The organism is Bacillus sp. AK124 (genome assembly GCF_053903085.1).
On record NZ_CP096378.1, the window covers coordinates 985,154 to 1,005,611 of the forward strand.

Sequence of the window (20,458 nt, forward strand, 5' to 3'; positions counted from 1 at the left end):
AGCCACTTTCAGCCACCCCTTTTTTGATTTAAGATGCGTATGCAAGCGTTCCTCTCCAGATCAAAAGTTGAGGTCCCGCGTGATGCAGGTACTCGACATTGCCTTTTGCCTCTTTTCCGACCCATACACTCATTGTGTACGTATCCGTCAATCCGACAAACCAAAGGTCTCTGTACCCGTTGGATGTTCCGGTTTTGCCTCCTACATATCCGCCGCTGAAATTCGCTTTTTTCCCGGTTCCTTCTTTGACAACCGCTGATAAGAGCTGACGCATTTGGTTGTTTGTCCGCATGCTGAATACTTGCTGCGGTTTGTCTTTCCATTTGTAAAGCGTTTTGCCTTTTAAGTCCGTCACCTTTGTGATGGCATGGCTGGATGTATAGCTGCCGTTATTGCCGAAAGTCGTATAGGCATCGGCCATCTCCAGCGGTGAGAAGCCCCATGTAAATCCGCCCAGTGCAGCAGGAAGACGGTAGTCATTTTGAACGATTTTATCAAATCCGAACGGTTTTAAATAGCTGAATCCTTTTTGCACGCCGACCCGGTTCAGCATTCGTACGGCCGGTGTATTATACGAATTTTTAAAGGCTGTCTTGATCGACACGGTTCCGTATGTTCTTTCGTTGAAGTTGTTCGGACAGTATTCTTTGCTGCAAAATTTGCTTGCGTCAATCATGCTGCCTGCCGTCGCACCCGTTTCTTCAATGTACGGCCCGTAGTCAAGGAGCGGTTTAATCGATGATCCCGGCTGCCTGTATGCCTGGAATGCCAGGTTGTAATCATACTTTTTATAGTTTTTCCCGCCGGACATGGCGACGATTTGATGGGTTTGGTGGTTGATCACCACCGCTCCGCCTTGTACGCCTTCATAAGGGAGGCGATTATTCACTTGCTGGACGACCCGGTTTTGCATCCCGGTATCGAGCGCCGTATAAATTTTGATCCCGCTCGTCGTGAGGGAGCTGATGCGGTTAGACAGCTCTTTTTCGATTTTTTTCTTTTCTTCTTTTGTTTTTGCCTTTTTCAGCCGTTCGTCAAACCCTTCCGAAGCAGACACCAATTTGGTGAATTCCTCGTTGACATAAGTCGTATAGTCGGGATAAGCGTCTTTCTTTTCTTTTACATGAAGCGTAATTTTTTGCTTTACGGCTTTGCTGTATTCTTTTTCAGTGATCACGCCCGCTTTTTTCAGCCCTTCAAGCAGCCGCTTTTGGCGGGTTTTTGTGTAGTCAAAATGTTTCAAAGGATCATATAATGTAGGGTTATTAGGGATCGCGCAAATAAACGCCGTTTCGGCAAGGTTGAGAGATTTCAAAGGCTTGCTGAAATAGAAATAAGACGCGGATCCAATTCCGTAGACCCCATGATTAAAATAGATCGTGTTTAAATATTTCTCAAAAATTTCTTCTTTTGAAAGCTTTTTTTCCAGCTGATAGGAATACAGGAGCTCTGTGAACTTGCGGTCGAAGGTTCGTTCATGGTTCAAATACAAGTTTCTCGAAAGCTGCTGTGTAATCGTGCTGGCTCCCTGATCAATGCCGCCTTTTTTGACATTGGCTGCGGCGGCCCGGGCCATTCCGATAAAATCAAAGCCTTTATGCTGAAAGAAATGCCGATCCTCTGAAGTGAGAAACAGCTGCTTCACATGATCAGGGATATTTTTATAGGGGACAAATACCCGGTTTTGGTGATCTGAAACAATTTCTGAAATCAGGGCGCCGTCCCTGTCATACATGTAGCTGTTTTGTACAAGGCCGATATCTTTTATATTGATCTTCTCATCGAGCACCTGATCGAGAGGCTTCATATCCTGAGCTTCCCGGCCGGAGGCCATTAAGGTAAAGACAAATATAGGAATTAACATCAACAGAAAAATCCATCCAAAAAATGAACGCAACTTTGTCACTCTCTTTTCGCTAAATTCTAGCCATATCGTACCATTCTTTTTCGATATCGAGAAGGATAATTTGATAGATTGGCAGTTTTTTATCCGATTTCAGCTTGCTTTTGCCTCTGATTTTTTTTGCTGGGACCTTTGGAATATCAGAAGGCATGCTCCGCCGAAAAAGAGGACGGCAGTTGCGTAAAAAGCGGAAGAAATTCCGAAAAAGCTGGAAAGAACGCCGCCGAGCACCGGGCCGATGACATTGCCCAAAAATCTGAAACTTACATTATAGCCAAGCACTTCCCCTTGAATAGGCCCCGGAGATTCAACTCGGATTAAGGCGGTGATGCAGGGAATCATCCCGCCAAGCGCGATTCCGAACAGAAAGCGGAAGAACACAAGCATTTCATACTGAGATGTAAGTCCTTGCGGGATAACGCAAACCGCGGCAGCCAGCGCGAGAATCATCAATATTTTTCCATGGCCGAACCGATCGCCTAAGACGCCCCATTTTCTCGCGGCGAGAAGGCTTCCAAGGCCGGTTGCAGAAAAAGCCAGCCCTGAGAAAAATGCGAGATTGTCAGTTCCGTGCAGCTCGCTGACATATAAGGCAAGCAGCGGCTGAACACTGAAGTTTCCCACTTGAATCACAGCGGTGAGGATCATCGCCGTAATCAGCGGGCGCTGGTGCAAAATCGTCTGCAGCACCTGCTTTCTCGTATACCCGGCGGAGGCATCGCGCTTCGCCTTCAAAGGACGTTCACGCACTCCGATAAACACGAGGAAAACGGCGCTGTAAATGGCAAATGCCGTAATGAAAAACGTATATGTAAAACCGACGCGATCGGCGAGCAGACCGCCGAGCAAGGGGCCGAATAACCCTCCTGAGACCGTGCCCATCTGCAGCGTGCCGAGCACTTTGCCAGCCGTTTTTTTCGGCGTCTGAGCCGAAATCATGGCAAGGGAAGTGGGAATGAACCCGGTTACGAGCCCCATCGCCATTCTCAAAAAAAACAGTTCGTATACGGAAGAGACAAGGGACATGAGAAGAATGCAAGTGCCGATGCCGGTGCCCGTGATCAAGAGGATTTTTTTATAGCCGTGTTTATCTCCGAACCTTCCCCAAAAAGGAGAAACCAAAAAGGCCATCAAAAATGTGACGCCGAAAACGTATCCGCTCCATTTTGCCGTAAATCCGTCCGAATAGCTGCCGAGCGTTTCGATATAGAGGGAAAGAAACGGCAGAACCATTGTAGAGCTTGCGGCCACGAAAAAATTCGCGAACCACATGATCACAAGGTTTTTCTTATAAACAGAGATGCGAATCACCTTCTTAAAAAGTTTGAATTTCCTTCATTATAAATGAAATGTGGAAGCTGTATGGAATCGCTGCTCATTGGAAAAATGAAAATTGGGTATTTGAAGGAATTTTCAACATTTTCAGAAATTAAAACCTTAAATATAGAAATATAATGATATAATAAGAGAAATATGAACGTACTTTGGAAAACATTCAGAAGGCTTTAGGCTTGGACGATTTCCATCCGCTGCGCTACATCCATAAGTTTTTTATATTGAGATAGAAAGGCAGGTGTGAAAGTTGGAAGCGAGCACCTTACTGATTATTGATTTTGAATTTACAATGCCTGAGGGAAAGTATCACCCGCAAAATTTTTTCCCGGAAATCATAGAAGCAGGGATTGTAAAGGCGGTTCATGATGAGGTGGTTGAGACATTTTCAAGCTATATTAAGCCGAAGAAGTTCCCTAAATTAACGAGGCGCTGCAAAAAATTTCTCAGCATTACGCAGGAACAGGTTGACCAAGGCATCACGTTTAACGCGTTGATTGAAAAGCTGCGGGAGCTTGATCCTGACCAAAACAGCGCCATCATTACATGGGGAAACATGGATATGAAAGTGCTGAAGCAAAATTGCATGTTCAACCATGTTCCGTTTCCGTTTAAAGGAGAGATGAGGGATCTTTCCATGGAGTACAAGGAATTCTTTGGTGACAAAACATTGACGAATTTGTGGAAAGCAGCGGAAGAGTACGGCGATTCAGGAACGGGAAAACAGCATAAAGCGCTAGACGACGCGATGACAACGTATAAGCTGTTTCGGCTCGTAGAACGGGATAAGAAGTATTTGGAAAATCCGAAACCGACGACGATCGGCGAACGGGTTGATCTTTCAAAAGTTTTTCCGCACGCCACATAAATAACCCAATCTGGCGAACAGATTGGGTTATTTGTGCGGGAAATATTCATTTTCAAGCGCATGAATAAGTTCAAGCGATTTTGCCGCGTATTCGGACGAATCGTTTTGCAGATCCGTTTTTAAACGGTTTAAAGCTGAGCGGAGCGAATCCGCATAATCCGGTACAGCTTCATCGAACGGCTTCACCATACGATGCGGGATATTTGTCTGTTCACCGAAAGCGAGCGCTTTTCGTTCATGAAAAAAAGGGACGTCTGCCTTGTTGGGATGGTGAAGATCGCCTTGCTTCGGGTGGGTCAGCACGGCGAGGATTTTGACAAGGTAGTGCATTGGTTTAACATCCGTAATTTCGCCGATGTAGACGCCTGTCTTATAAAAGCCCTTTACACGATCGCCGACTTGAAATTGGTTGTTCACTGCATCTGCCTCCTAATGGTATCATAATAAATAAATGGTAAAAAAATCATTTCAGGGAGGAAGAAAAATGGCGCCGTTTCTGATTCAGTTTATGCTCTATTTTCCTGAAGACAAAAGAGAATATATCCCTTCTTTTATTACGCTGGCCGTTTTCTTTATCATCGCAATTGTTGTATTCCGGCTGATCATTAAACATTCCAAAAAAGAAGCTGAAAAAGCGGAAAAGCTGGAAAGAGAATTGAATGAAACCATCCACAAGCGCTCTTAGAAGCGCCCGTTTTTCAGCCGGAACGCTTATGAAAAAGCGGTCTTCAGACGTCTGAGCCCGTCTTTTACAACAGAGAGCGAACATCCGACATTCATTCTGACGAATCCTTCTCCGCCCGGTCCGTACTTTGGTCCCGGCTCCAGAATCAGCTTTCCTTTATGAAGGAGAAGCCGTTTGATGTCCTGATCCGTCAATCCGAGCTTGCGGCAGTCAAGCCATGCCAAGTAAGAGGCGTCTGGCTCCATCATGCGGACCTCGGGCAGCTCCTCTGCTAAAAAGCGGCGGACTTCTTCCATATTTCGTTCGATGTAAGGGATAAGCTGATCGAGCCACGGTTCGCCTTTTGAATAGGCCGCTTCGATTGCTGCAACTGCAAATGTATTTAAAGAATGCAGTCCCTGACGCTGCATAACTTTTGCAAAGGCGGTTCTCTTCGCCTTGTCGGGTATGATGATGGCTGAGGCCTGCAACCCGGCCAAGTTAAACGTTTTGCTAGGTGCAATGCATGTGATCGAAATATCCGCGAATTCCGGAGATAAAGAGGCGAACGGCGTATGGTTCAGTCCGTTCAGCATCAGGTCTGAATGGATTTCGTCGGAAACAACTGTGACACCGTGTTTAAGGCAGAGTTCGCCCAGCGTTGTCAGCTCTTCTTTCGACCATGAACGTCCGGAAGGATTGTGCGGATTGCAAAGAATGAACATCTTCACATCCGGTTCCCCAAGCTTTTTTTCAAGGTCGGAAAAATCCATTTCATAGCGGCCGTCTTTTTCGATTAATGGATTGTGTAACACAACCCGTCCGTTTTTTTCAACAATATCAAAGAACGGCGTATATACAGGCGGCTGTACGACCACCCGCTCGCCGGGCTCTGTGTACGCCTGCACCGCTTGGGCTAGCGCTGTTACAATGCCCGGGCTGAAAGTGATAAACGCCGGTTCAGTATTCCATCCGTGCCGGCGGCTAAGCCAATCGGTGACAGCTTCGTTCGTGCCCGCGCTTGCAGATGTATAGCCAAAAACCCCGTGCTCCAAGCGCTGCTGAAGAGCGTCGATAACGGGCTGGGGGGCGCGGAAATCCATATCAGCCACCCACATTGGAAGCGCGTCATCTACACCGAATAATTCCTGTGTTAAGTCCCACTTCACAGACTGGGTCCCGCGTCTGTTATGTTCTGTATTAAAATCCATGATCTCACCTCATGTCTTTTTCATATGTTATACATTAACTGTGATAAGGATAGATTGCAATGTTTTAACCATGAAAGCTTTTATAAAGTAAAGGGAGTGGCATCCGATGGAATGGAGCAGTGTGCCCTGAGTGGGCTTTTCAGCGTCATCTCAACCCTATGAGCTGGTATATTCGCCCGGTCTTTCTTGTGGCGCTTGCGTATTTTTGCTATAGGCGGACTTGGAAAGGCGTCATCGTTACTTTTTTGCTGATGACGAGCAGCATGTTTTGGTTTCCCGTCCCCGAGCGGATCAATCCGGAGATGCAGGCTGTTTTGGATTACGAGCAGATGCTTTTGTCCAACCCGCTTTCTGCCGTGCTCACGCTCGCTTTTATGATGGGGTTTCTCGTGTTGATTGGCGCGGCATTTTGGAAGCGCTCCTTAGGGTGGGGACTTGCGGTATTGAATGTGACGCTGATCGGCAAGGTTGTGCTGTCAGTGATGCTGACGGGGGAAAACGGCTGGGCGCCCCTCGGAAATACCATGTTCGGATTGATTCTCGTCAACGGCATCGGGCTGCTGCTGATCGCCTGGCGGAGGAAGCGGAGACAAGCCGGCCGATAGCCTGGTGCTTTCCTTATCGACAAGCCGGCGCGTTATGATACAATAGCTTTTGAAACATTACAATGAAGCGGTGATCATGATGAAAGAAAGTCAGGCAGCAGCACAAATCATCCACATCATAAAGGAATGGGATCCGTTTCAAGCCGGACCCGATTTTTATGAAACGGAAGCGGCCGAGATTGTTCAGGCCGTCTACACGGAAAACGACGCAGAGCGGCTGGGCGAAGCTATCCAGTCCGTTTTTGAAGTATCATTTGATCAGACGCTGCCGCTGGCAAAATGCAAACAGCTGGCTGAACGGCTCCTTGCGATCAAAGACAGCAGTTCGTGCTGATCAAAATTTAAAAACCGCCAAACGGCGGTTTTTTTATATTCATGTCAAAATGAAATCGGCAATTTTGTCTGATACATAATCCGGATTTTCTTCGGGGACGAGGTGGCCGGTTTCCCGCAAGGAATAGAAAATGGAATTGGGCAAATCCTGATGAAGCCTTTTGCCGATCTGTACAGGGACAACGCGGTCCTCTTCGCCCCAGATTAAGAGGGAAGGCGTCTCGATTTTCTTCAAATCGTCCGGTAATAAATCGCCTTCCCGGTGTCTGATGAGACGCGCGAGCGCCCTGAAAATTTGATCGTCAAGAAACGGTTTCAGGTAGCCATTGATCATCTCCTGATCGATCAGAGATCTGTCGTAGACAACATTCATGAGATTTTTCAGGACGCCTTGTTTTGACAGCCAGCGCTTGATGTACAAATAAAAATAAGGAATATGGCTCCCGAAAATGAGCGGGCGGGGGGAACGCTTTAAATAGCCTGAGCTGCACAGCAGGACGACTTTTTTGAACAGTTCAGGCCTTTCCTTTATCGCATAAAGTGAAATCTGGCCGCCCATCGAATGTCCGACAAGCACGGCGTCTCTAATCCTCAGCCTTTCGATCAGTTCGATGACCACCCTGGCCATGTTTTGATAGGTATACACAAAGGTGCTGGATTTTTCTGATTGGCCGAAGGGAGGCAGGTCAACGGCGACTAAATTAAACTCATCCTTCAGAAGAGGAATGATTTTTCTGTAGCAAAACGAGGAAGAAAGAAAGCCGTGTATTAAAACGAGCGATTGCCTGCCCGGATTCTCGTAATGCTCATAATATATATTGACCCCTTGAATGGTTTCAATAGAAGGTTTTGTTAACAGCATGATCCAAATCACTCCGAATGTTTTTCTTTCATGTTCAAACAATCTGGCTGCATGTTGTCGCCTAAGTCCTGAGTACGTTATTTATCGTACCCGAAAAAATTTTTTTCACGCTTTGATTTCGCTTTTTTTACCGCCTTACATTCGTTCAAAAACGTGCTATAATATTCAGAAGATTTCTTGACATATAAAAGGTGTGATAACGAGATGAAGCTAACAGAAAAAGAAACAGAAATATTGGAAATATTAGAGGAAAACAGCCGCCTCGAACCTGAAACCATTGCTAAAATGGCGAACATTTCACAGGAAGAAACAAAAGCGATTATCGAAAAGCTTGAAAAAGAAAAGGTCATCATCGATTATTCGGCAATGATCGACTGGCGAAAAGTCGACGGCCATGAAGGCGTTACAGCGATGATCGATGTGAAGGTAACACCGAAGCGCGGCGTCGGATTTGACGAAGTGGCCGAGCGGATTTATCGTTTTCAGGAAGTTGAATCCGTTTACTTGATGTCAGGCGTATATGATCTGTCTGTTGTCATCCGCGGCAGAACGATGTCGGATATTTCGCATTTCGTGTCCGAAAAATTATCGACGCTCGAATCGGTCGTGTCGACAACCACCCACTTTATTTTAAAGAAATACAAGCATGACGGTAAAGTTTTTGACTCCGGTGATGATGACAAAAGAATCGTGGTGTCTCCTTAAATGAGGACAACTTATATTTCTAAAGCAGCCCAGCAAATCAAACCGTCGGGCATCCGCAAATTTTTTGATCTTGCGTCCACAATGGAAGGCGTGATTTCATTGGGCGTCGGAGAGCCCGATTTTGTAACGGCGTGGAATGTCAGGGAAGCGAGCATCCTTTCCCTTGAACAGGGCTACACGTCATATACGGCAAACGCGGGTCTTCTTTCTTTGCGGAAAGAGATCAGCGCTTATCTGAATAAACGCTTTCATCTGGATTATGCTCCTGATGACGAGCTGATTGTCACAGTCGGAGCAAGCCAGGCGCTTGATATTGCGGTCAGGGCGATCCTTGATCCCGGAGAAGAAGTGCTGATTCCCGAGCCTTGTTTTGTCGCTTATGAAGCGCTTGTTTCTTTGGCGGGGGGAAAAGCGGTTCACATTCACACGAACGCAGAACGCGGATTTAAAGCGAGCGCAGCCGATTTTGAAGCCGTTCTGACTGAACGTACGAAGGCCATTATCCTTTGCACGCCGTCTAATCCGACAGGCTCTGTGTATACAAAAAAAGAACTGGAAGAGATCGCGGCTTTTGCTGAACAGCATGACCTGATTGTAATAGCGGATGAAATATACGCCGAGCTGACATACGATGAAGCGTATACAAGCTTTGCGGAAATCGCCGGAATGAAGAAGCGGACGATATTGATATCGGGTTTTTCGAAAGGGTTTGCCATGACAGGCTGGCGCCTTGGATATGTCGCAGCTCCTGCATATTTAAGGGACCCTATGCTGAAAATTCACCAGTACTCGATGATGTGCGCGCCAAGCATGGCTCAATTTGCGGCGGAGGAAGCCCTTAAAAACGGTCTCGAAGACGTCGAAAAGATGAAAAAAAGCTATCGCCGCCGAAGGAATGTGTTTGTGGATTCACTGAACGAAATCGGGCTTGACTGTCATCAGCCGGGGGGCGCTTTTTACGCGTTTCCGTCCGTTAAAAAAACGGGCATGAGTTCAGAACAGTTTGCTGAGGAGCTTCTCATCGCAGAAAAAGTCGCCGTCGTCCCGGGCAATGTTTTCGGGCCGAGCGGCGAAGGCTATATCAGATGTTCTTACGCTTCCTCGCTTGAACAGCTTCAGGAAGCGCTCGTCAGAATGAAACGCTTTGTCCAGAAGACCGGTGCAGTTCAATAAAAAAATGCGCACCTAAAAGGTCCGCATCAACATAAGGGGGGGAATACTAGAAAGCCTTAGTTGTTCTTTAGTATTCCCCTTTCAGCTCGGTTTTAAACATACAATGCTTAAAAAAGTTTTTTTGCTTAATAAAGACTTGTATGATATAATTTTTTATTGCGTATAAAAAGAGTTAAATTCATATGATTTAGGAGTTGTTAGTTATGACAGCAAAATTTGAAGTAGGCAGTGTTTACACTGGAAAAGTGACTGGATTACAGGCGTACGGAGCGTTTGTTGCATTAGATGAAGAAACACAGGGACTTGTGCATATTTCTGAAGTAACACACGGTTTCGTTAAAGATATTAATGAGCACTTGGCGATCGGTGATGAGGTGCAAGTGAAGGTTCTTTCTGTAGATGAGGAAAAAGGCAAAATCAGCCTTTCTATCCGCGCTACACAGGCAGCTCCTGAACGAAAAGAAAGCAAGCCTAGAAGACAAAAGGCTGTTCAAGCCGAAGATACAGCTGCTCCACAAGGATTCAACACGTTAAAAGACAAACTTGAAGAGTGGATCGAGCAGTCCAACAGAAAAGATCTTATTAAGAAGTAAATGAAAAAACTCCGGCAAAAGCCGGAGTTTTTTTATCGCATTTCCGGCTGCTTGGCGTCTTCGCCAGCAGTCTCTTCAGCCGGTCTAAATAAAAGTCCGAGGTTGATCAGACCTGCAATTCCGACAAGCGCGTAAACGGTCCGGGCTAAAGCGGATCCTTGACCGCCAAAAATGGCTGCAACCAAGTCAAATTGAAAAAATCCTATCAGTCCCCAATTGATTGCTCCAATGATTGTTAATACCAATGCAATACGTTGAAGTGCATTCATTTGTTTTTCCTCCTTTTTGAAGTCCTATATTTCACATTTATAGATTGCGACGGATTTGGAAACATTATACGCCTGAGGAGCAGATCGCTTTACAGGGCATTCGGCGATTTCCCATAATAGTAAATAAAGGAGGAGATGTAGATGGATAATTTTACATATTGGAATCCCACGAAGCTGATATTCGGCCGGGGAGAAGTTGAAAAGCTGGCAGAAGAGGTGAAACACTACGGCCGCAATGTCCTGCTCGTATACGGAGGAGGCAGCATTAAACGAAATGGTTTATACGATCAAGTGATTTCAATTCTTGAAAAGGCAGGCGCGACCGTCCATGAACTGCCCGGTGTCGAACCGAATCCGCGTGTTGCCACTGTGAATAAAGGAGTCGCGATCTGCAAAGAGAACGATATTGACTTTCTATTGGCAGTCGGCGGCGGAAGCGTCATCGATTGTACGAAAGCGATCGCCGCCGGAGCGAAATACGACGGCGATGCATGGGATATTGTGACAAAAAAACATATTCCTGCTGATGCGCTGCCGTTTGGAACGGTTTTAACGTTGGCAGCAACAGGATCGGAAATGAACTCGGGATCTGTGATCACAAATTGGGAAACCAATGAAAAATACGGCTGGGGAAGCCCGCTCGTATTCCCTAAATTTTCAATTCTTGATCCGGTCAACACATTTACCGTTCCAAAAGACCACACGATTTACGGCATTGTCGACATGATGTCCCACGTGTTTGAGCAATATTTTCACCATACCGAAAATACTCCTTATCAGGACCGGATGTGCGAATCCCTGCTCAAAACGGTGATTGAAACAGCTCCTAAGCTCATTGAAGACCTTGAAAACTATGAGCTGCGCGAAACGATTCTCTATACAGGCACCATTGCGCTGAACGGTATGCTATCAATGGGCGCACGCGGAGACTGGGCGACGCACAATATCGAGCACGCTGTTTCGGCCGTCTACGATATTCCGCATGCGGGAGGGCTTGCGATCCTGTTCCCGAATTGGATGAAGCACACGCTTTCCGAAAATGTCGGCCGCTTTAAACAGCTTGCCGTACGCGTTTTTGACGTAGATGAAACAGGAAAAACCGATCGTGAAGTGGCGCTTGTTGGAATCGAGAAGCTGTCTAAATTCTGGACCAGCCTTGGCGCGCCAAATCGTCTTGCTGATTATGACATCACAGATGAGAAGCTGGATCTGATTGCCGACAAAGCGATGGCAAACGGCGAATTCGGCCGCTTTAAAACGCTGAATAAAGACGATGTTCTGTCTATTTTGAAGGCTTCTTTATAAGATTTCTTGACGGCTCAAGGAGGACCGCCATACCTTGAGCCGTTGTTCATTTGTTATCTTTTTGACAAAACTGCGCGTGGCGGCTGAAAAACATGCATTTTTGCGCGCCTGCCTCCATCCTCCTTTTTTTCGTCACTTGATTTAACGAAGGAGTTCATATAAAGTGAAAAGGGAAGAGGCTGTCGCCGAAAATCGACATGTTTTAAAACCCTTTGGCCCGCACTCTCATGAAAATGAAAGCGCTGGCGGGTATATGGAAGAAAACAGCTAGTACTGGAGGTTTAATAATATGACGCATGTCCGTTTTGACTACTCAAGAGCATTGCCATTCTTTAAAGAACATGAACTTACATATCTGCGTGACTTCGTGAAAGTCGCCCACCATACCATTCACGAAAAAACAGGTGCAGGCAGCGACTTTTTAGGATGGGTGGATCTTCCGACTGACTACGACAAAGAAGAATTCGCCCGCATTAAAAAATGCGCTGAAAAAATTCAAAATGATTCCGATGTTTTGCTGGTTGTTGGAATTGGCGGTTCATACCTCGGCGCAAGAGCGGCGATCGAAATGCTGAATCATTCATTTTACAATGTGCTGCCGAAAGAAAAGCGTAAAACGCCGCAAGTGATTTTCATCGGCAACAACATCAGCTCTTCTTACATGAGAGACGTGATGGATCTTCTTGAAGACGCTGATTTTTCAATCAACGTGATTTCTAAATCAGGCACAACGACAGAACCGGCGATTGCTTTCCGGATCTTCCGCAAGCTTCTTGAAGAAAAGTATGGAAAAGAAGAAGCGAAACGCCGCATTTATGCAACAACTGATAAAGAGCGGGGCGCATTAAAAACGCTTGCTAATGAGGAAGGCTTTGAATCATTTATCATTCCTGACGATGTCGGTGGCCGCTTTTCTGTGCTCACAGCGGTCGGCTTGCTTCCAATCGCAGTCAGCGGAGCCGATATCGATGAAATGATGAAGGGCGCCCGCGATGCGAGCAAAGACTTCTCCACATCAGAGCTTGAAGACAATCCGGCTTACCAATACGCGGTCGTCAGAAATGTCCTTTATAACAAAGGCAAAACGATTGAAATGCTGATCAACTACGAGCCGGGCCTTCAGTACTTCGCAGAATGGTGGAAGCAGCTCTTTGGCGAAAGTGAAGGAAAAGACGAAAAAGGCATTTATCCATCTTCAGCCAACTTCTCGACGGATCTTCACTCTCTTGGACAATACGTACAAGAAGGAAGAAGAGACATGTTCGAAACGGTGCTGAACGTTGAAAAGCCGAGACATGAGCTGACAATCGAAGAAGCGGACAATGATCTTGACGGCTTAAACTACCTTGCCGGCAAAACGGTCGACTTCGTCAATAAAAAAGCGTTCCAAGGCACAATGCTCGCGCACACAGACGGTAATGTGCCGAACCTGATCGTGAACGTACCTGAAATGAACGCTTACACGTTCGGCTACCTCGTGTACTTCTTTGAAAAGGCCTGCGCAATGAGCGGATACCTGCTCGGCGTCAACCCGTTTGACCAGCCTGGAGTGGAAGCGTACAAAGTCAATATGTTCGCTCTCCTCGGCAAGCCTGGCTTCGAAGAGAAAAAAGCAGAGCTTGAGAAACGTTTGGATCAATAAACGAAAAAACAGCCTCCGGACTTATTGTCCAGGAGGCTGTTTTAATTCATATGACGGATGCTGAAGTCCAGTAGACGGATAAAATTCGTCATGAGTGTAGACGAATCCCAATTTTTCCAGTCGTTTTTGTGAAGCTGTATTTTCAGGGTGATGTCCCGCAAACAGCTTTTTTGCCCGGATTTTGTTAAATGCGTATTCAATCATGGCCTCAGCCGCTTCAGATGCATAACCTTTCCCCCAAGCCGAACGGACGAGATGAAAACCAAGCTCGTACACATCATTTTCCGGGTCATAGGGGCGAAGTCCGCAACATCCGATGAATTCGTTGTTTCCTGTTTTAAATATCGGGAAGTATTGCACACCGTGTGTTTTGTATTGTTCGATCTCAAGCAGCAAACGATTTCTTATTTCGCTATCGGTCATAATTCCGTCTGCTGTCAGATATTTGGCCACATCTCGATTTCCCCACAATGTCTTTGCCAAATTCAAATTCTCTTTAGCCCATAAAGAAAAGCCGATGCGTGTTGTTTGCAGAAAGCAGTGCTTCATTCCATTCTGGTCCCCCTTGTAAGGCAGCTGTTCACCTTATTTTAACACGGCAATAGCCGGCGGGGCCCGTTAACCTAATGATTCATCCCGTAAATCGCAAACGCGAGATAAGTCGCGAAAAAACTCCACAACACATAAGGGACAAGGAGAAGTGCTGCTCTTTTATGAATGCGAAGTGTAATCAAGGCGAGCGCAAGAGCGGTCAAGGCTACGAAAAAGGAGTCGGCCGAGGCAGCAAGTACGTTTTTTTCCGTGAATTGAAAATAGCTGAATGCCTGGTTAAACAAATAGTTAATGATCAGCATGATCCAAAATGGCGCCGCTGCTTTTCTCAGATCATATGTGGCATACACAAGCGCCGCCGCTAATGAAATGAAGGCGAACAGCACGCTCCAGATGGTTCCGATCAAACGGCCTGACGGTGTCCAATCCGGTTTGTTTAATGACTCATACCATTCACGATCTACGGGAAATAAAACGCCCGCGAGTGAAAACAGTGCATATGTAACGAGAAACACGATCACAGCCGCTACTATTTTTTCCTTCTTCAATAGAAGTCCCTCCTCATAGTAAGCTCATACCTTTGTCTTTCCCTATTCGTTTAAATATACTCATACCGCACAAGCTTCTGATCCATACTAAAAAATAAAACGGGTGAAGTGACATCATGTTATTTGTATTGGAAACGTTGTTTCTCATCTTAACGGGTATTATTCTGCTGAGAATTTCGGGGAGAAAATCAATTTCACAGATGACAATAGCCACCACCGTCGTCATGATTTCCATCGGAACGATCATTGTTCAGCCGATCATTGAAGACAGCATTTTTAAAACGGTGGCAGCTGCATCGATCTTTATCATCGTCCTTCTGTTGATCGAGTATTTGAAAATGAAATTTGATTTTTTTGAAAGCCTGATTGCGGGGAAAGCCGTTGTATTAATCGAAAACGGCGAGCTTCAGAAGCAGAACCTAAAAAAGCACCGCCTGACTGTCGACCAGCTGGAAATGAGGCTCAGGACACAGGGGATTTCAAAATTATCGGACGTGAAAAACGTAACGCTCGAATCAAACGGCCAGATTGGCTACGAGTTATCGGATGATGCAAAGCCTTTTACTATGGGAGAGTATAAAAAATTCCTCCGCATGCAAAACAACCTGCAGCAGCCGGAGGACAATCTGTTTAAGGAAATCAATGAAGGGCACCTGCACGAACCTGATAAACAATTGCGCTAGGGCCCAGAAGTATAAAAACGAAAAAAGGAGTTTTTTTATGATAAGCTTACCTTCTGAACTGGAAAACCGGTCGTTTTCTCTTTATCATCTCGAACAGACGCTTAAGCCTCTCGGTTATGTAATCAGCGGCGGCTGGGAATATGACCGCGGCTTTTTTGACTATAAAATTGATGATGAGGAAGGATACTTATTTTTGCGGATTCCGTTTGAAGCGGAGGACGGACAGCTTGATTCGCAAAATGCGACGGTCAAGCTCGGTACACCGTTTTTGCTTCGCCACGTCTATCAGGAAGCGCTGGACGACTACGTCGTTCAGGGGAATTTTCGCGCATCTTTTGACCAGTTTGCTGAACCGAAAGAAAAAGACGCCGATATTCCCGGCGTCTATGAAAAGCTTGGCCAATCGTATGTAAAAGAACTCGAAAAGGCGCTTCTTTCCTAAAGTGACAGCAGCTGGTCTGTCGGCTGAAGCTTGTACGAAAATGAAGGAGACAGCACAGGCCCGTCTTTTTGGTGAATACCGATGACGAAAATGTCTTCCTTCATGAAATGGTGAATCACTTCTTGAAAAGACGCACCTTCCATCGTCTTCGGAAGCGGAACCCGATGGACTTTGAAATGAATATCGGCTTCCTTAAATAGCGGATCAGGAAGCTGATTTTTAATGAGAAAATGCTGCAGCATTGCTGTTTTTAAAAGGTCCGCCGTACTGATGATTTGGTTCGCTCCGGCGCGCTCGGCATTTTTTTTCTGCTTTTCCGTCAAGATTTCTACAACGCAATACACCGACGGGTTCAAGCCTTTAACAGCCAGCAATGTTAAGACCGACTGCATATCTGCAGATATTTCGCTTTTATGCTGATCGGCGGTAATAAAGACGATTTCAGCTTCTTCAATATTGGCTTTTTGCAGTGTGGCATCATCCGCAGCGGGTCCTCTGATGAAATGAATGTTTTCCATCAGGGGGCCTTCCTTTAGTGTTTCATCAATGAGCACGATCGTTTTGTTTGAATCGGCGGCCTGGAGCGTCCTCATCAGCTTGTTGGATTTCTCGTTCCAGCCGATCAGGATCATATGTCCCTTGCCTCTGTAGTTGACCTTGCCTTCGGCGTAGCGCTGCTGCTTGCTAAAAGCGGCCGTCGCCATCGTTGCAAAATAGGCCGTGACAAACGCTGCCCCTATTAAAATAAGGAGCATGCCGACGGTTTTGCCGAGTGCGGTTTTAGGGACAAAATCGCCATATCCGACTGAGGACACGGTGATCAGCGCCCACCATACGCCTTCAAAAACGTTTGAAAACTGCTGCGGCTCGACGAATGTGATCAGCTGACCGAAAAGGATGATCAATAAAAGGATAATGATTGCGATGCGGACATATATCGGCCACCTCAGCCATGCGATAAATACACGGTTTGATTTCATGTTTCTTCACCGTCTTTCCGCAGGGAAAATGATAAAATCTCTTTGATGATTGCATTTAACTTTTGATTGGTGCTTACTTTCCCGTGCTGTTCAATGGCTTGTCTGATCATTTCTGCCGTTTCTTCTTCAAATTCAATCAGCTGCTCGTCTTTTTCCGATTCGTTATAGAGAAGAATGAATGCATCAAGCCCTTCATTCATTTTATCAATCGCCGTGCTTAACTGTTCTTTTTCCTGATCCGTTACTTTCACCGTGTCACCACCCGTGCTCTCCTTTTTATTCAGTATATCCCTCTTTTACAAAAATTTTTCAGGTAAAAATAAACCTTTGTTAACCGACAATAACCGGTAGAGCTGAAGATTTTTACTGCGGCGTCATATCGGTTCCCGTCCTTCCATACACTTTTTATAAACGGATGAGGGATGGGAGCGGAATGTCCTGTTTAATGAGGCTCTTTTTCATACTGGTCGGAGTCCAGCTGATGGCGGCGGCATCCATTCAATTCATTTTTGATTTAAATGCCGTTTATCATTCCTCTGATGAGGTATTCTGGAGGGAGTTTTTCAAGGAGCTGTCCACAAGGCCGCCTTTCTACATCATGGTGTCAGGAATGGTGCTGATCTTTATCGGGGTTTGTTTACCGCGAAGAAAAAGGTAGTGCACTTTTCTGTACAAAAGGAAATCCCTCGGGATAAAATATATTTACAATTAAAATTTTAAACGACTTATCACAAGAGGGAAGATGATTGCATGAGCATGATTTTTTACTTGTTAACATTTGCTGCATTAGGTTTATCGATTTGGGCACAATTTAAAGTAAAGAGCAACTTTGAAAAATATTCAAAAGTAGAGGCGTCAAGCGGGAGAACTGGAGCCGAAGTGGCCAGACAGATTCTCGACCAAAACGGCCTTTACGATATCCCGGTTGAACCGGTAAGAGGAACCTTGACAGACCATTATGACCCGACAGCACGCGTTGTGCGCCTGTCCGAACCCGTATATTACGGGCGTTCAATTGCAGCGGTTTCCGTTGCTTCCCATGAATGCGGACATGCCCTGCAGCATCAGGAATCATACGGCGCACTTGTTTTGAGGCATAAGATGTTTCCGATCGTGAACTTTTCTTCGGGAGTGGCGCCGTTTTTGTTTATCGGCGGAATGCTGCTCGGAAGCCTGAATCTGATCGGACTCGGCATCATTTTGTTTTCGGCGGCCGTATTCTTTCAGCTTGTGACACTGCCAGTTGAATTTAACGCAAGCTCCCGGGCAAAAAGGATCATCGTTTCAGAAGGAATGATCCGTAACACGGAAGAAAGAGGCGTCAGCAAGGTGCTGGATGCCGCGGCTTTGACATATGTTGCTGCAGCGCTTGTTTCGCTGTTTGAGCTGCTGCGCTTCGTCGCAATTTTCCTGTCCGGTCGTAATGACTAACCATTCGTCTTAAGGAGGTGGCCCCTTACCATATTTGGTAAGGGCTTTTTTTGAATATCCTGAATCTCATACTCGTCATACTTTTAATTGCAGCTACGGCTTTTTTCGTTGTCGCCGAATTTGCGATCGTCAAAATCCGCGGCACAAAAATCGATCAGCTTGTTGAAAGCGGGGATAAGCGGGCGATTGCGGCCAAAAGAGTGGTGACAAATCTTGATGAATATTTGTCTGCCTGCCAGCTCGGCATTACCATCACCGCATTAGGGCTCGGCTGGCTCGGAGAATCGACATTCGAAAGGATCATCCATCCGCTTTTTGAACTATTTGGCCTGCCTGAATCCGTTTTAAGAGTGGCTTCGATTGTTACCGCCTTTGTCATCATTACATTTTTGCACGTTGTGGTCGGCGAGCTTGCGCCAAAAACGATTGCGATTCAAAAAGCGGAAGCCGTCAGCTTATGGACGGCGAAGCCGCTCATTTTGTTTTATAAAATCATGTTCCCGTTTATCAAACTGCTGAATGGCTCGGCCCGGCTGTTAACGAAGCTGTTCGGGTTCCATTCGGTTAAAGAGCATGAAGTGGCAATCAGTGAGGAAGAGCTGCGGCTTATGCTGTCTGAAAGCTATAAAAAAGGAGAAATCAACCAGTCTGAGTATAAATACGTCAACAAAATTTTTGAATTTGACAACAGACTGGCCCGGGAAATCATGGTGCCGAGAACGGAGATGGCTACCTTGTTGGCCGATCAATCCATAAAAGAAGCGATTGAAACCGTCATTAATGAACGCTATACGAGATATCCGGTCATTAAGGATGATAAAGATCATATTATCGGAATTGTCAACAGCAAGGATTTGTTTAAATCGTATTTTCTCGACGAGACGATTCCTTTAACGGACTTAATGAGGCCTGTCATCAGGGTGATTGAGAACATACCGATCCAGGAGCTCTTGATTCGCATGCAGAAGGAACGGATTCATATGGCCATTCTTGTTGATGAGTACGGTGGAACGGCAGGACTGGTTACGGTTGAAGACATATTGGAGGAAATCGTCGGGGAAATCCGGGATGAGTTTGATCAGGACGAAATGCCGCACATTATAAAAAAAGGCGAACACCATTATATTATGGACGGAAAGGCTTTAATCGACGAAGTGAATGACCTCCTTCATATCGCGATTGAAAACGAAGAAGTCGATACGATTGCCGGCTGGCTTCTGACGCAAAAGATGGAGCTGAAAAACGGTGACATCCTCAAAACTGAGGGATGCGAATTTAAAATTCTTGATGCTGAAGATCATCATATCCGTTTCATTGAAGTGAAAAAAACGGAATTTTAAAAAGACAGCTGCGGGCGACCGCGGCTGTTTTTTAGTTCGATGGCCGTTCTTTATTTCAATAAAATGGATATCTTTTCAAAGATAAGAGGATATATCTATGGAAATTCATGACTTTTTACGAATGTACTCCGTTTCGTTCTTTTTTATAATAGGGTGTATAAATATGAGGAGGTTTTCAATACGTGAGAAACAACCATTTGCTAAAAGCTATCCTGCTATGGGGAGCTGTATGTATCATGCTGCTGACGGGGCCGCTCTCAGCGCTTGCTGCTTCGTCATCAAACCCGTCGGATAAATTGTATTTTAAAAACAAAAAATACTACATATTCAACAATGTTTGGGGAGCCGACCAGGTCAGCGGCTGGTGGCAGACCATTTATCATAACAATGATTCAGACATGGGCTGGGTATGGAATTGGCCGAGCAATACAAGCACAGTAAAAGCTTATCCGTCGATCGTCAGCGGCTGGCATTGGACTGAAGGCTATACTGCGGGCAGCGGCTTCCCGACCCGATTGTCAGATCAAAAAAACATCAACACGAAAGTCAGCTATTCGATCAGTGCGAACGGCACGTACAATGCCGCATATGACATTTGGCTCCACAATACAAACAAGGCAAGCTGGGGTTCGGCTCCAACCGATGAGATTATGATCTGGCTCAATAACACAAATGCCGGACCTGCCGGTTCTTATGTCGAAACTGTTTCGATCGGCGGGCACAATTGGAAAGTATATAAAGGCTATATTGATGCTGGAAGCGGCAAAGGATGGAACGTGTTTTCATTTGTCAGAACGGCAAACACCCAACGTGCGAACCTGAATGTTCGGGATTTCACGAATTATCTTGCCGACTCCAAACATTGGCTTTCCAAAACAAAGTATGTCAGCAGTGTGGAATTCGGGACGGAAGTTTTCGGAGGCACAGGACAAATTAATATTTCCAATTGGGACGTAACAGTCCGCTGATGGATTCACACCGCTCTTTCACAAAAAGAGCGGTGTTTAATTTATTCCA

24 protein-coding genes and 1 pseudogene are annotated in these 20,458 nt (G+C 45.8%); 15 read left to right on the forward strand and 10 right to left on the reverse strand.

Going from position 1 to position 20,458, the window contains the following annotated elements:
* Positions 1 to 28: 28 nt before the first annotated feature.
* Both M1E06_RS04850 and M1E06_RS04855 read right to left on the reverse strand, forming a co-directional pair.
* On the reverse strand, positions 29 to 1,864 hold the full coding sequence (locus M1E06_RS04850) for a transglycosylase domain-containing protein (RefSeq protein WP_052252271.1): 1,836 nt from the start codon (positions 1,862 to 1,864) through the stop codon (positions 29 to 31).
* Between the two features lie 132 nt (positions 1,865 to 1,996).
* Positions 1,997 to 3,175 carry an MFS transporter gene (locus M1E06_RS04855; RefSeq protein ID WP_025809721.1) on the reverse strand — a complete coding sequence of 393 codons (1,179 nt, stop codon included), beginning with the start codon at positions 3,173 to 3,175 and terminating at the stop codon, positions 1,997 to 1,999.
* 352 nt (positions 3,176 to 3,527) lie between these two features.
* On the opposite strand from M1E06_RS04855, the gene kapD reads away from it, so the two are divergent.
* Positions 3,528 to 4,103, forward strand: coding sequence for a 3'-5' exonuclease KapD (gene kapD, locus M1E06_RS04860; RefSeq protein ID WP_373926117.1), 576 nt, complete (start codon positions 3,528 to 3,530; stop codon positions 4,101 to 4,103).
* 27 nt (positions 4,104 to 4,130) lie between these two features.
* On the opposite strand, the gene M1E06_RS04865 is transcribed toward kapD, so the two are convergent.
* The gene (locus tag M1E06_RS04865; RefSeq protein WP_023856140.1) at positions 4,131 to 4,520 is read right to left on the reverse strand and encodes a kinase-associated lipoprotein B; all 390 of its coding nucleotides are present in this window, start codon (positions 4,518 to 4,520) and stop codon (positions 4,131 to 4,133) included.
* A 67-nt stretch (positions 4,521 to 4,587) separates the two neighbouring features.
* On the opposite strand from M1E06_RS04865, the gene M1E06_RS04870 reads away from it, so the two are divergent.
* Entirely contained in the window at positions 4,588 to 4,788 is a 201-nt protein-coding gene (locus M1E06_RS04870; RefSeq protein ID WP_020452772.1) for a hypothetical protein, read from the forward strand.
* Between the two features lie 26 nt (positions 4,789 to 4,814).
* Here the strand turns inward: M1E06_RS04870 and M1E06_RS04875 are convergent, their stop codons facing one another.
* Positions 4,815 to 5,978 carry a MalY/PatB family protein gene (locus M1E06_RS04875; RefSeq protein WP_025809718.1) on the reverse strand — a complete coding sequence of 388 codons (1,164 nt, stop codon included), beginning with the start codon at positions 5,976 to 5,978 and terminating at the stop codon, positions 4,815 to 4,817.
* 106 nt (positions 5,979 to 6,084) lie between these two features.
* On the opposite strand from M1E06_RS04875, the pseudogene M1E06_RS04880 reads away from it, so the two are divergent.
* A pseudogene (locus M1E06_RS04880) lies at positions 6,085 to 6,583 on the forward strand (hypothetical protein).
* Between the two features lie 79 nt (positions 6,584 to 6,662).
* Entirely contained in the window at positions 6,663 to 6,917 is a 255-nt protein-coding gene (locus M1E06_RS04885; RefSeq protein ID WP_023856137.1) for a DUF1871 family protein, read from the forward strand.
* Positions 6,918 to 6,956: 39 nt separating this feature from the next.
* Here the strand turns inward: M1E06_RS04885 and M1E06_RS04890 are convergent, their stop codons facing one another.
* Complete coding sequence (locus M1E06_RS04890) at positions 6,957 to 7,778, reverse strand: alpha/beta fold hydrolase (protein ID WP_023856136.1); 822 nt, start codon at positions 7,776 to 7,778, stop codon at positions 6,957 to 6,959.
* Between the two features lie 204 nt (positions 7,779 to 7,982).
* Here M1E06_RS04890 and M1E06_RS04895 point away from each other — a divergent pair, with 204 nt between their 5' ends.
* The 3 genes from M1E06_RS04895 to yugI all read left to right on the forward strand — a co-directional run bounded on the left by M1E06_RS04895 (position 7,983) and on the right by yugI (position 10,249).
* Positions 7,983 to 8,483 (forward strand): Lrp/AsnC family transcriptional regulator, encoded by a 501-nt coding sequence (locus M1E06_RS04895; RefSeq protein ID WP_003184796.1) that lies wholly within the window; start codon positions 7,983 to 7,985, stop codon positions 8,481 to 8,483.
* Complete coding sequence (locus M1E06_RS04900; RefSeq protein WP_020452766.1) at positions 8,484 to 9,656, forward strand: aminotransferase; 1,173 nt, start codon at positions 8,484 to 8,486, stop codon at positions 9,654 to 9,656. It abuts the gene before it with no gap.
* Positions 9,657 to 9,859: 203 nt separating this feature from the next.
* Complete coding sequence (gene yugI / locus M1E06_RS04905; protein WP_020452765.1) at positions 9,860 to 10,249, forward strand: S1 domain-containing post-transcriptional regulator GSP13; 390 nt, start codon at positions 9,860 to 9,862, stop codon at positions 10,247 to 10,249.
* A 32-nt stretch (positions 10,250 to 10,281) separates the two neighbouring features.
* Here the strand turns inward: yugI and M1E06_RS04910 are convergent, their stop codons facing one another.
* A complete protein-coding gene (locus M1E06_RS04910; RefSeq protein ID WP_020452764.1) occupies positions 10,282 to 10,518 on the reverse strand; it encodes a DUF378 domain-containing protein in 237 nt (78 codons plus the stop codon).
* Between the two features lie 141 nt (positions 10,519 to 10,659).
* Here M1E06_RS04910 and M1E06_RS04915 point away from each other — a divergent pair, with 141 nt between their 5' ends.
* Both M1E06_RS04915 and M1E06_RS04920 read left to right on the forward strand, forming a co-directional pair.
* A complete protein-coding gene (locus M1E06_RS04915; protein WP_065643714.1) occupies positions 10,660 to 11,823 on the forward strand; it encodes an iron-containing alcohol dehydrogenase in 1,164 nt (387 codons plus the stop codon).
* Positions 11,824 to 12,112: 289 nt separating this feature from the next.
* Positions 12,113 to 13,465, forward strand: coding sequence for a glucose-6-phosphate isomerase (locus M1E06_RS04920; protein ID WP_020452762.1), 1,353 nt, complete (start codon positions 12,113 to 12,115; stop codon positions 13,463 to 13,465).
* A gap of 21 nt (positions 13,466 to 13,486) precedes the next feature.
* Here the strand turns inward: M1E06_RS04920 and M1E06_RS04925 are convergent, their stop codons facing one another.
* Both M1E06_RS04925 and M1E06_RS04930 read right to left on the reverse strand, forming a co-directional pair.
* Positions 13,487 to 14,014: a GNAT family N-acetyltransferase gene (locus M1E06_RS04925; protein ID WP_020452761.1), complete on the reverse strand. Its 528-nt coding sequence runs from the start codon at positions 14,012 to 14,014 to the stop codon at positions 13,487 to 13,489.
* Between the two features lie 74 nt (positions 14,015 to 14,088).
* Entirely contained in the window at positions 14,089 to 14,565 is a 477-nt protein-coding gene (locus M1E06_RS04930) for a TspO/MBR family protein (RefSeq protein ID WP_020452760.1), read from the reverse strand.
* A gap of 116 nt (positions 14,566 to 14,681) precedes the next feature.
* On the opposite strand from M1E06_RS04930, the gene M1E06_RS04935 reads away from it, so the two are divergent.
* Both M1E06_RS04935 and M1E06_RS04940 read left to right on the forward strand, forming a co-directional pair.
* Positions 14,682 to 15,248: a DUF421 domain-containing protein gene (locus tag M1E06_RS04935; protein WP_020452759.1), complete on the forward strand. Its 567-nt coding sequence runs from the start codon at positions 14,682 to 14,684 to the stop codon at positions 15,246 to 15,248.
* A gap of 37 nt (positions 15,249 to 15,285) precedes the next feature.
* Positions 15,286 to 15,690: a YugN-like family protein gene (locus tag M1E06_RS04940; protein WP_020452758.1), complete on the forward strand. Its 405-nt coding sequence runs from the start codon at positions 15,286 to 15,288 to the stop codon at positions 15,688 to 15,690.
* On the opposite strand, the gene M1E06_RS04945 is transcribed toward M1E06_RS04940, so the two are convergent.
* Together M1E06_RS04945 and M1E06_RS04950 are read right to left on the reverse strand one after the other, a co-directional pair.
* On the reverse strand, positions 15,687 to 16,670 hold the full coding sequence (locus tag M1E06_RS04945; RefSeq protein ID WP_020452757.1) for a potassium channel family protein: 984 nt from the start codon (positions 16,668 to 16,670) through the stop codon (positions 15,687 to 15,689). The genes M1E06_RS04940 and M1E06_RS04945 overlap by 4 nt on opposite strands.
* The gene (locus M1E06_RS04950; RefSeq protein ID WP_020452756.1) at positions 16,667 to 16,921 is read right to left on the reverse strand and encodes a membrane-integrating protein MstX; all 255 of its coding nucleotides are present in this window, start codon (positions 16,919 to 16,921) and stop codon (positions 16,667 to 16,669) included. Before M1E06_RS04950 ends, M1E06_RS04945 begins: the two co-directional genes overlap by 4 nt.
* A 182-nt stretch (positions 16,922 to 17,103) precedes the next feature.
* On the opposite strand from M1E06_RS04950, the gene M1E06_RS04955 reads away from it, so the two are divergent.
* From M1E06_RS04955 to M1E06_RS04970, 4 genes are all read left to right on the forward strand, one after another.
* Positions 17,104 to 17,328 (forward strand): hypothetical protein, encoded by a 225-nt coding sequence (locus tag M1E06_RS04955; protein ID WP_023856126.1) that lies wholly within the window; start codon positions 17,104 to 17,106, stop codon positions 17,326 to 17,328.
* Positions 17,329 to 17,426: 98 nt separating this feature from the next.
* Positions 17,427 to 18,101, forward strand: coding sequence for a zinc metallopeptidase (locus M1E06_RS04960; RefSeq protein WP_023856125.1), 675 nt, complete (start codon positions 17,427 to 17,429; stop codon positions 18,099 to 18,101).
* 50 nt (positions 18,102 to 18,151) lie between these two features.
* A complete protein-coding gene (locus M1E06_RS04965; RefSeq protein WP_020452754.1) occupies positions 18,152 to 19,441 on the forward strand; it encodes a hemolysin family protein in 1,290 nt (429 codons plus the stop codon).
* Positions 19,442 to 19,623: 182 nt separating this feature from the next.
* Positions 19,624 to 20,409, forward strand: a complete 786-nt coding sequence (locus M1E06_RS04970; RefSeq protein WP_020452753.1) for a GH12 family glycosyl hydrolase domain-containing protein — start codon at positions 19,624 to 19,626, stop codon at positions 20,407 to 20,409.
* Positions 20,410 to 20,458 lie beyond the last annotated feature (49 nt).

Coding starts and splice junctions, on each gene's coding strand:
- M1E06_RS04850 (WP_052252271.1), bottom strand. CDS start 1,864: ATGTTAATTCCTATATTTGTCTTTACCTTAATGGCCTCCGGCCGGGAA.
- M1E06_RS04855 (WP_025809721.1), bottom strand. CDS start 3,175: ATGTGGTTCGCGAATTTTTTCGTGGCCGCAAGCTCTACAATGGTTCTG.
- kapD (WP_373926117.1), top strand. CDS start 3,528: ATGCCTGAGGGAAAGTATCACCCGCAAAATTTTTTCCCGGAAATCATA.
- M1E06_RS04870 (WP_020452772.1), top strand. CDS start 4,588: ATGGCGCCGTTTCTGATTCAGTTTATGCTCTATTTTCCTGAAGACAAA.
- M1E06_RS04875 (WP_025809718.1), bottom strand. CDS start 5,978: ATGGATTTTAATACAGAACATAACAGACGCGGGACCCAGTCTGTGAAG.
- M1E06_RS04885 (WP_023856137.1), top strand. CDS start 6,663: ATGAAAGAAAGTCAGGCAGCAGCACAAATCATCCACATCATAAAGGAA.
- M1E06_RS04890 (WP_023856136.1), bottom strand. CDS start 7,778: ATGCTGTTAACAAAACCTTCTATTGAAACCATTCAAGGGGTCAATATA.
- M1E06_RS04895 (WP_003184796.1), top strand. CDS start 7,983: ATGAAGCTAACAGAAAAAGAAACAGAAATATTGGAAATATTAGAGGAA.
- M1E06_RS04900 (WP_020452766.1), top strand. CDS start 8,484: ATGAGGACAACTTATATTTCTAAAGCAGCCCAGCAAATCAAACCGTCG.
- yugI (WP_020452765.1), top strand. CDS start 9,860: ATGACAGCAAAATTTGAAGTAGGCAGTGTTTACACTGGAAAAGTGACT.
- M1E06_RS04910 (WP_020452764.1), bottom strand. CDS start 10,518: ATGAATGCACTTCAACGTATTGCATTGGTATTAACAATCATTGGAGCA.
- M1E06_RS04915 (WP_065643714.1), top strand. CDS start 10,660: ATGGATAATTTTACATATTGGAATCCCACGAAGCTGATATTCGGCCGG.
- M1E06_RS04920 (WP_020452762.1), top strand. CDS start 12,113: ATGACGCATGTCCGTTTTGACTACTCAAGAGCATTGCCATTCTTTAAA.
- M1E06_RS04925 (WP_020452761.1), bottom strand. CDS start 14,014: ATGAAGCACTGCTTTCTGCAAACAACACGCATCGGCTTTTCTTTATGG.
- M1E06_RS04935 (WP_020452759.1), top strand. CDS start 14,682: ATGTTATTTGTATTGGAAACGTTGTTTCTCATCTTAACGGGTATTATT.
- M1E06_RS04940 (WP_020452758.1), top strand. CDS start 15,286: ATGATAAGCTTACCTTCTGAACTGGAAAACCGGTCGTTTTCTCTTTAT.
- M1E06_RS04945 (WP_020452757.1), bottom strand. CDS start 16,670: ATGAAATCAAACCGTGTATTTATCGCATGGCTGAGGTGGCCGATATAT.
- M1E06_RS04955 (WP_023856126.1), top strand. CDS start 17,104: ATGTCCTGTTTAATGAGGCTCTTTTTCATACTGGTCGGAGTCCAGCTG.
- M1E06_RS04960 (WP_023856125.1), top strand. CDS start 17,427: ATGATTTTTTACTTGTTAACATTTGCTGCATTAGGTTTATCGATTTGG.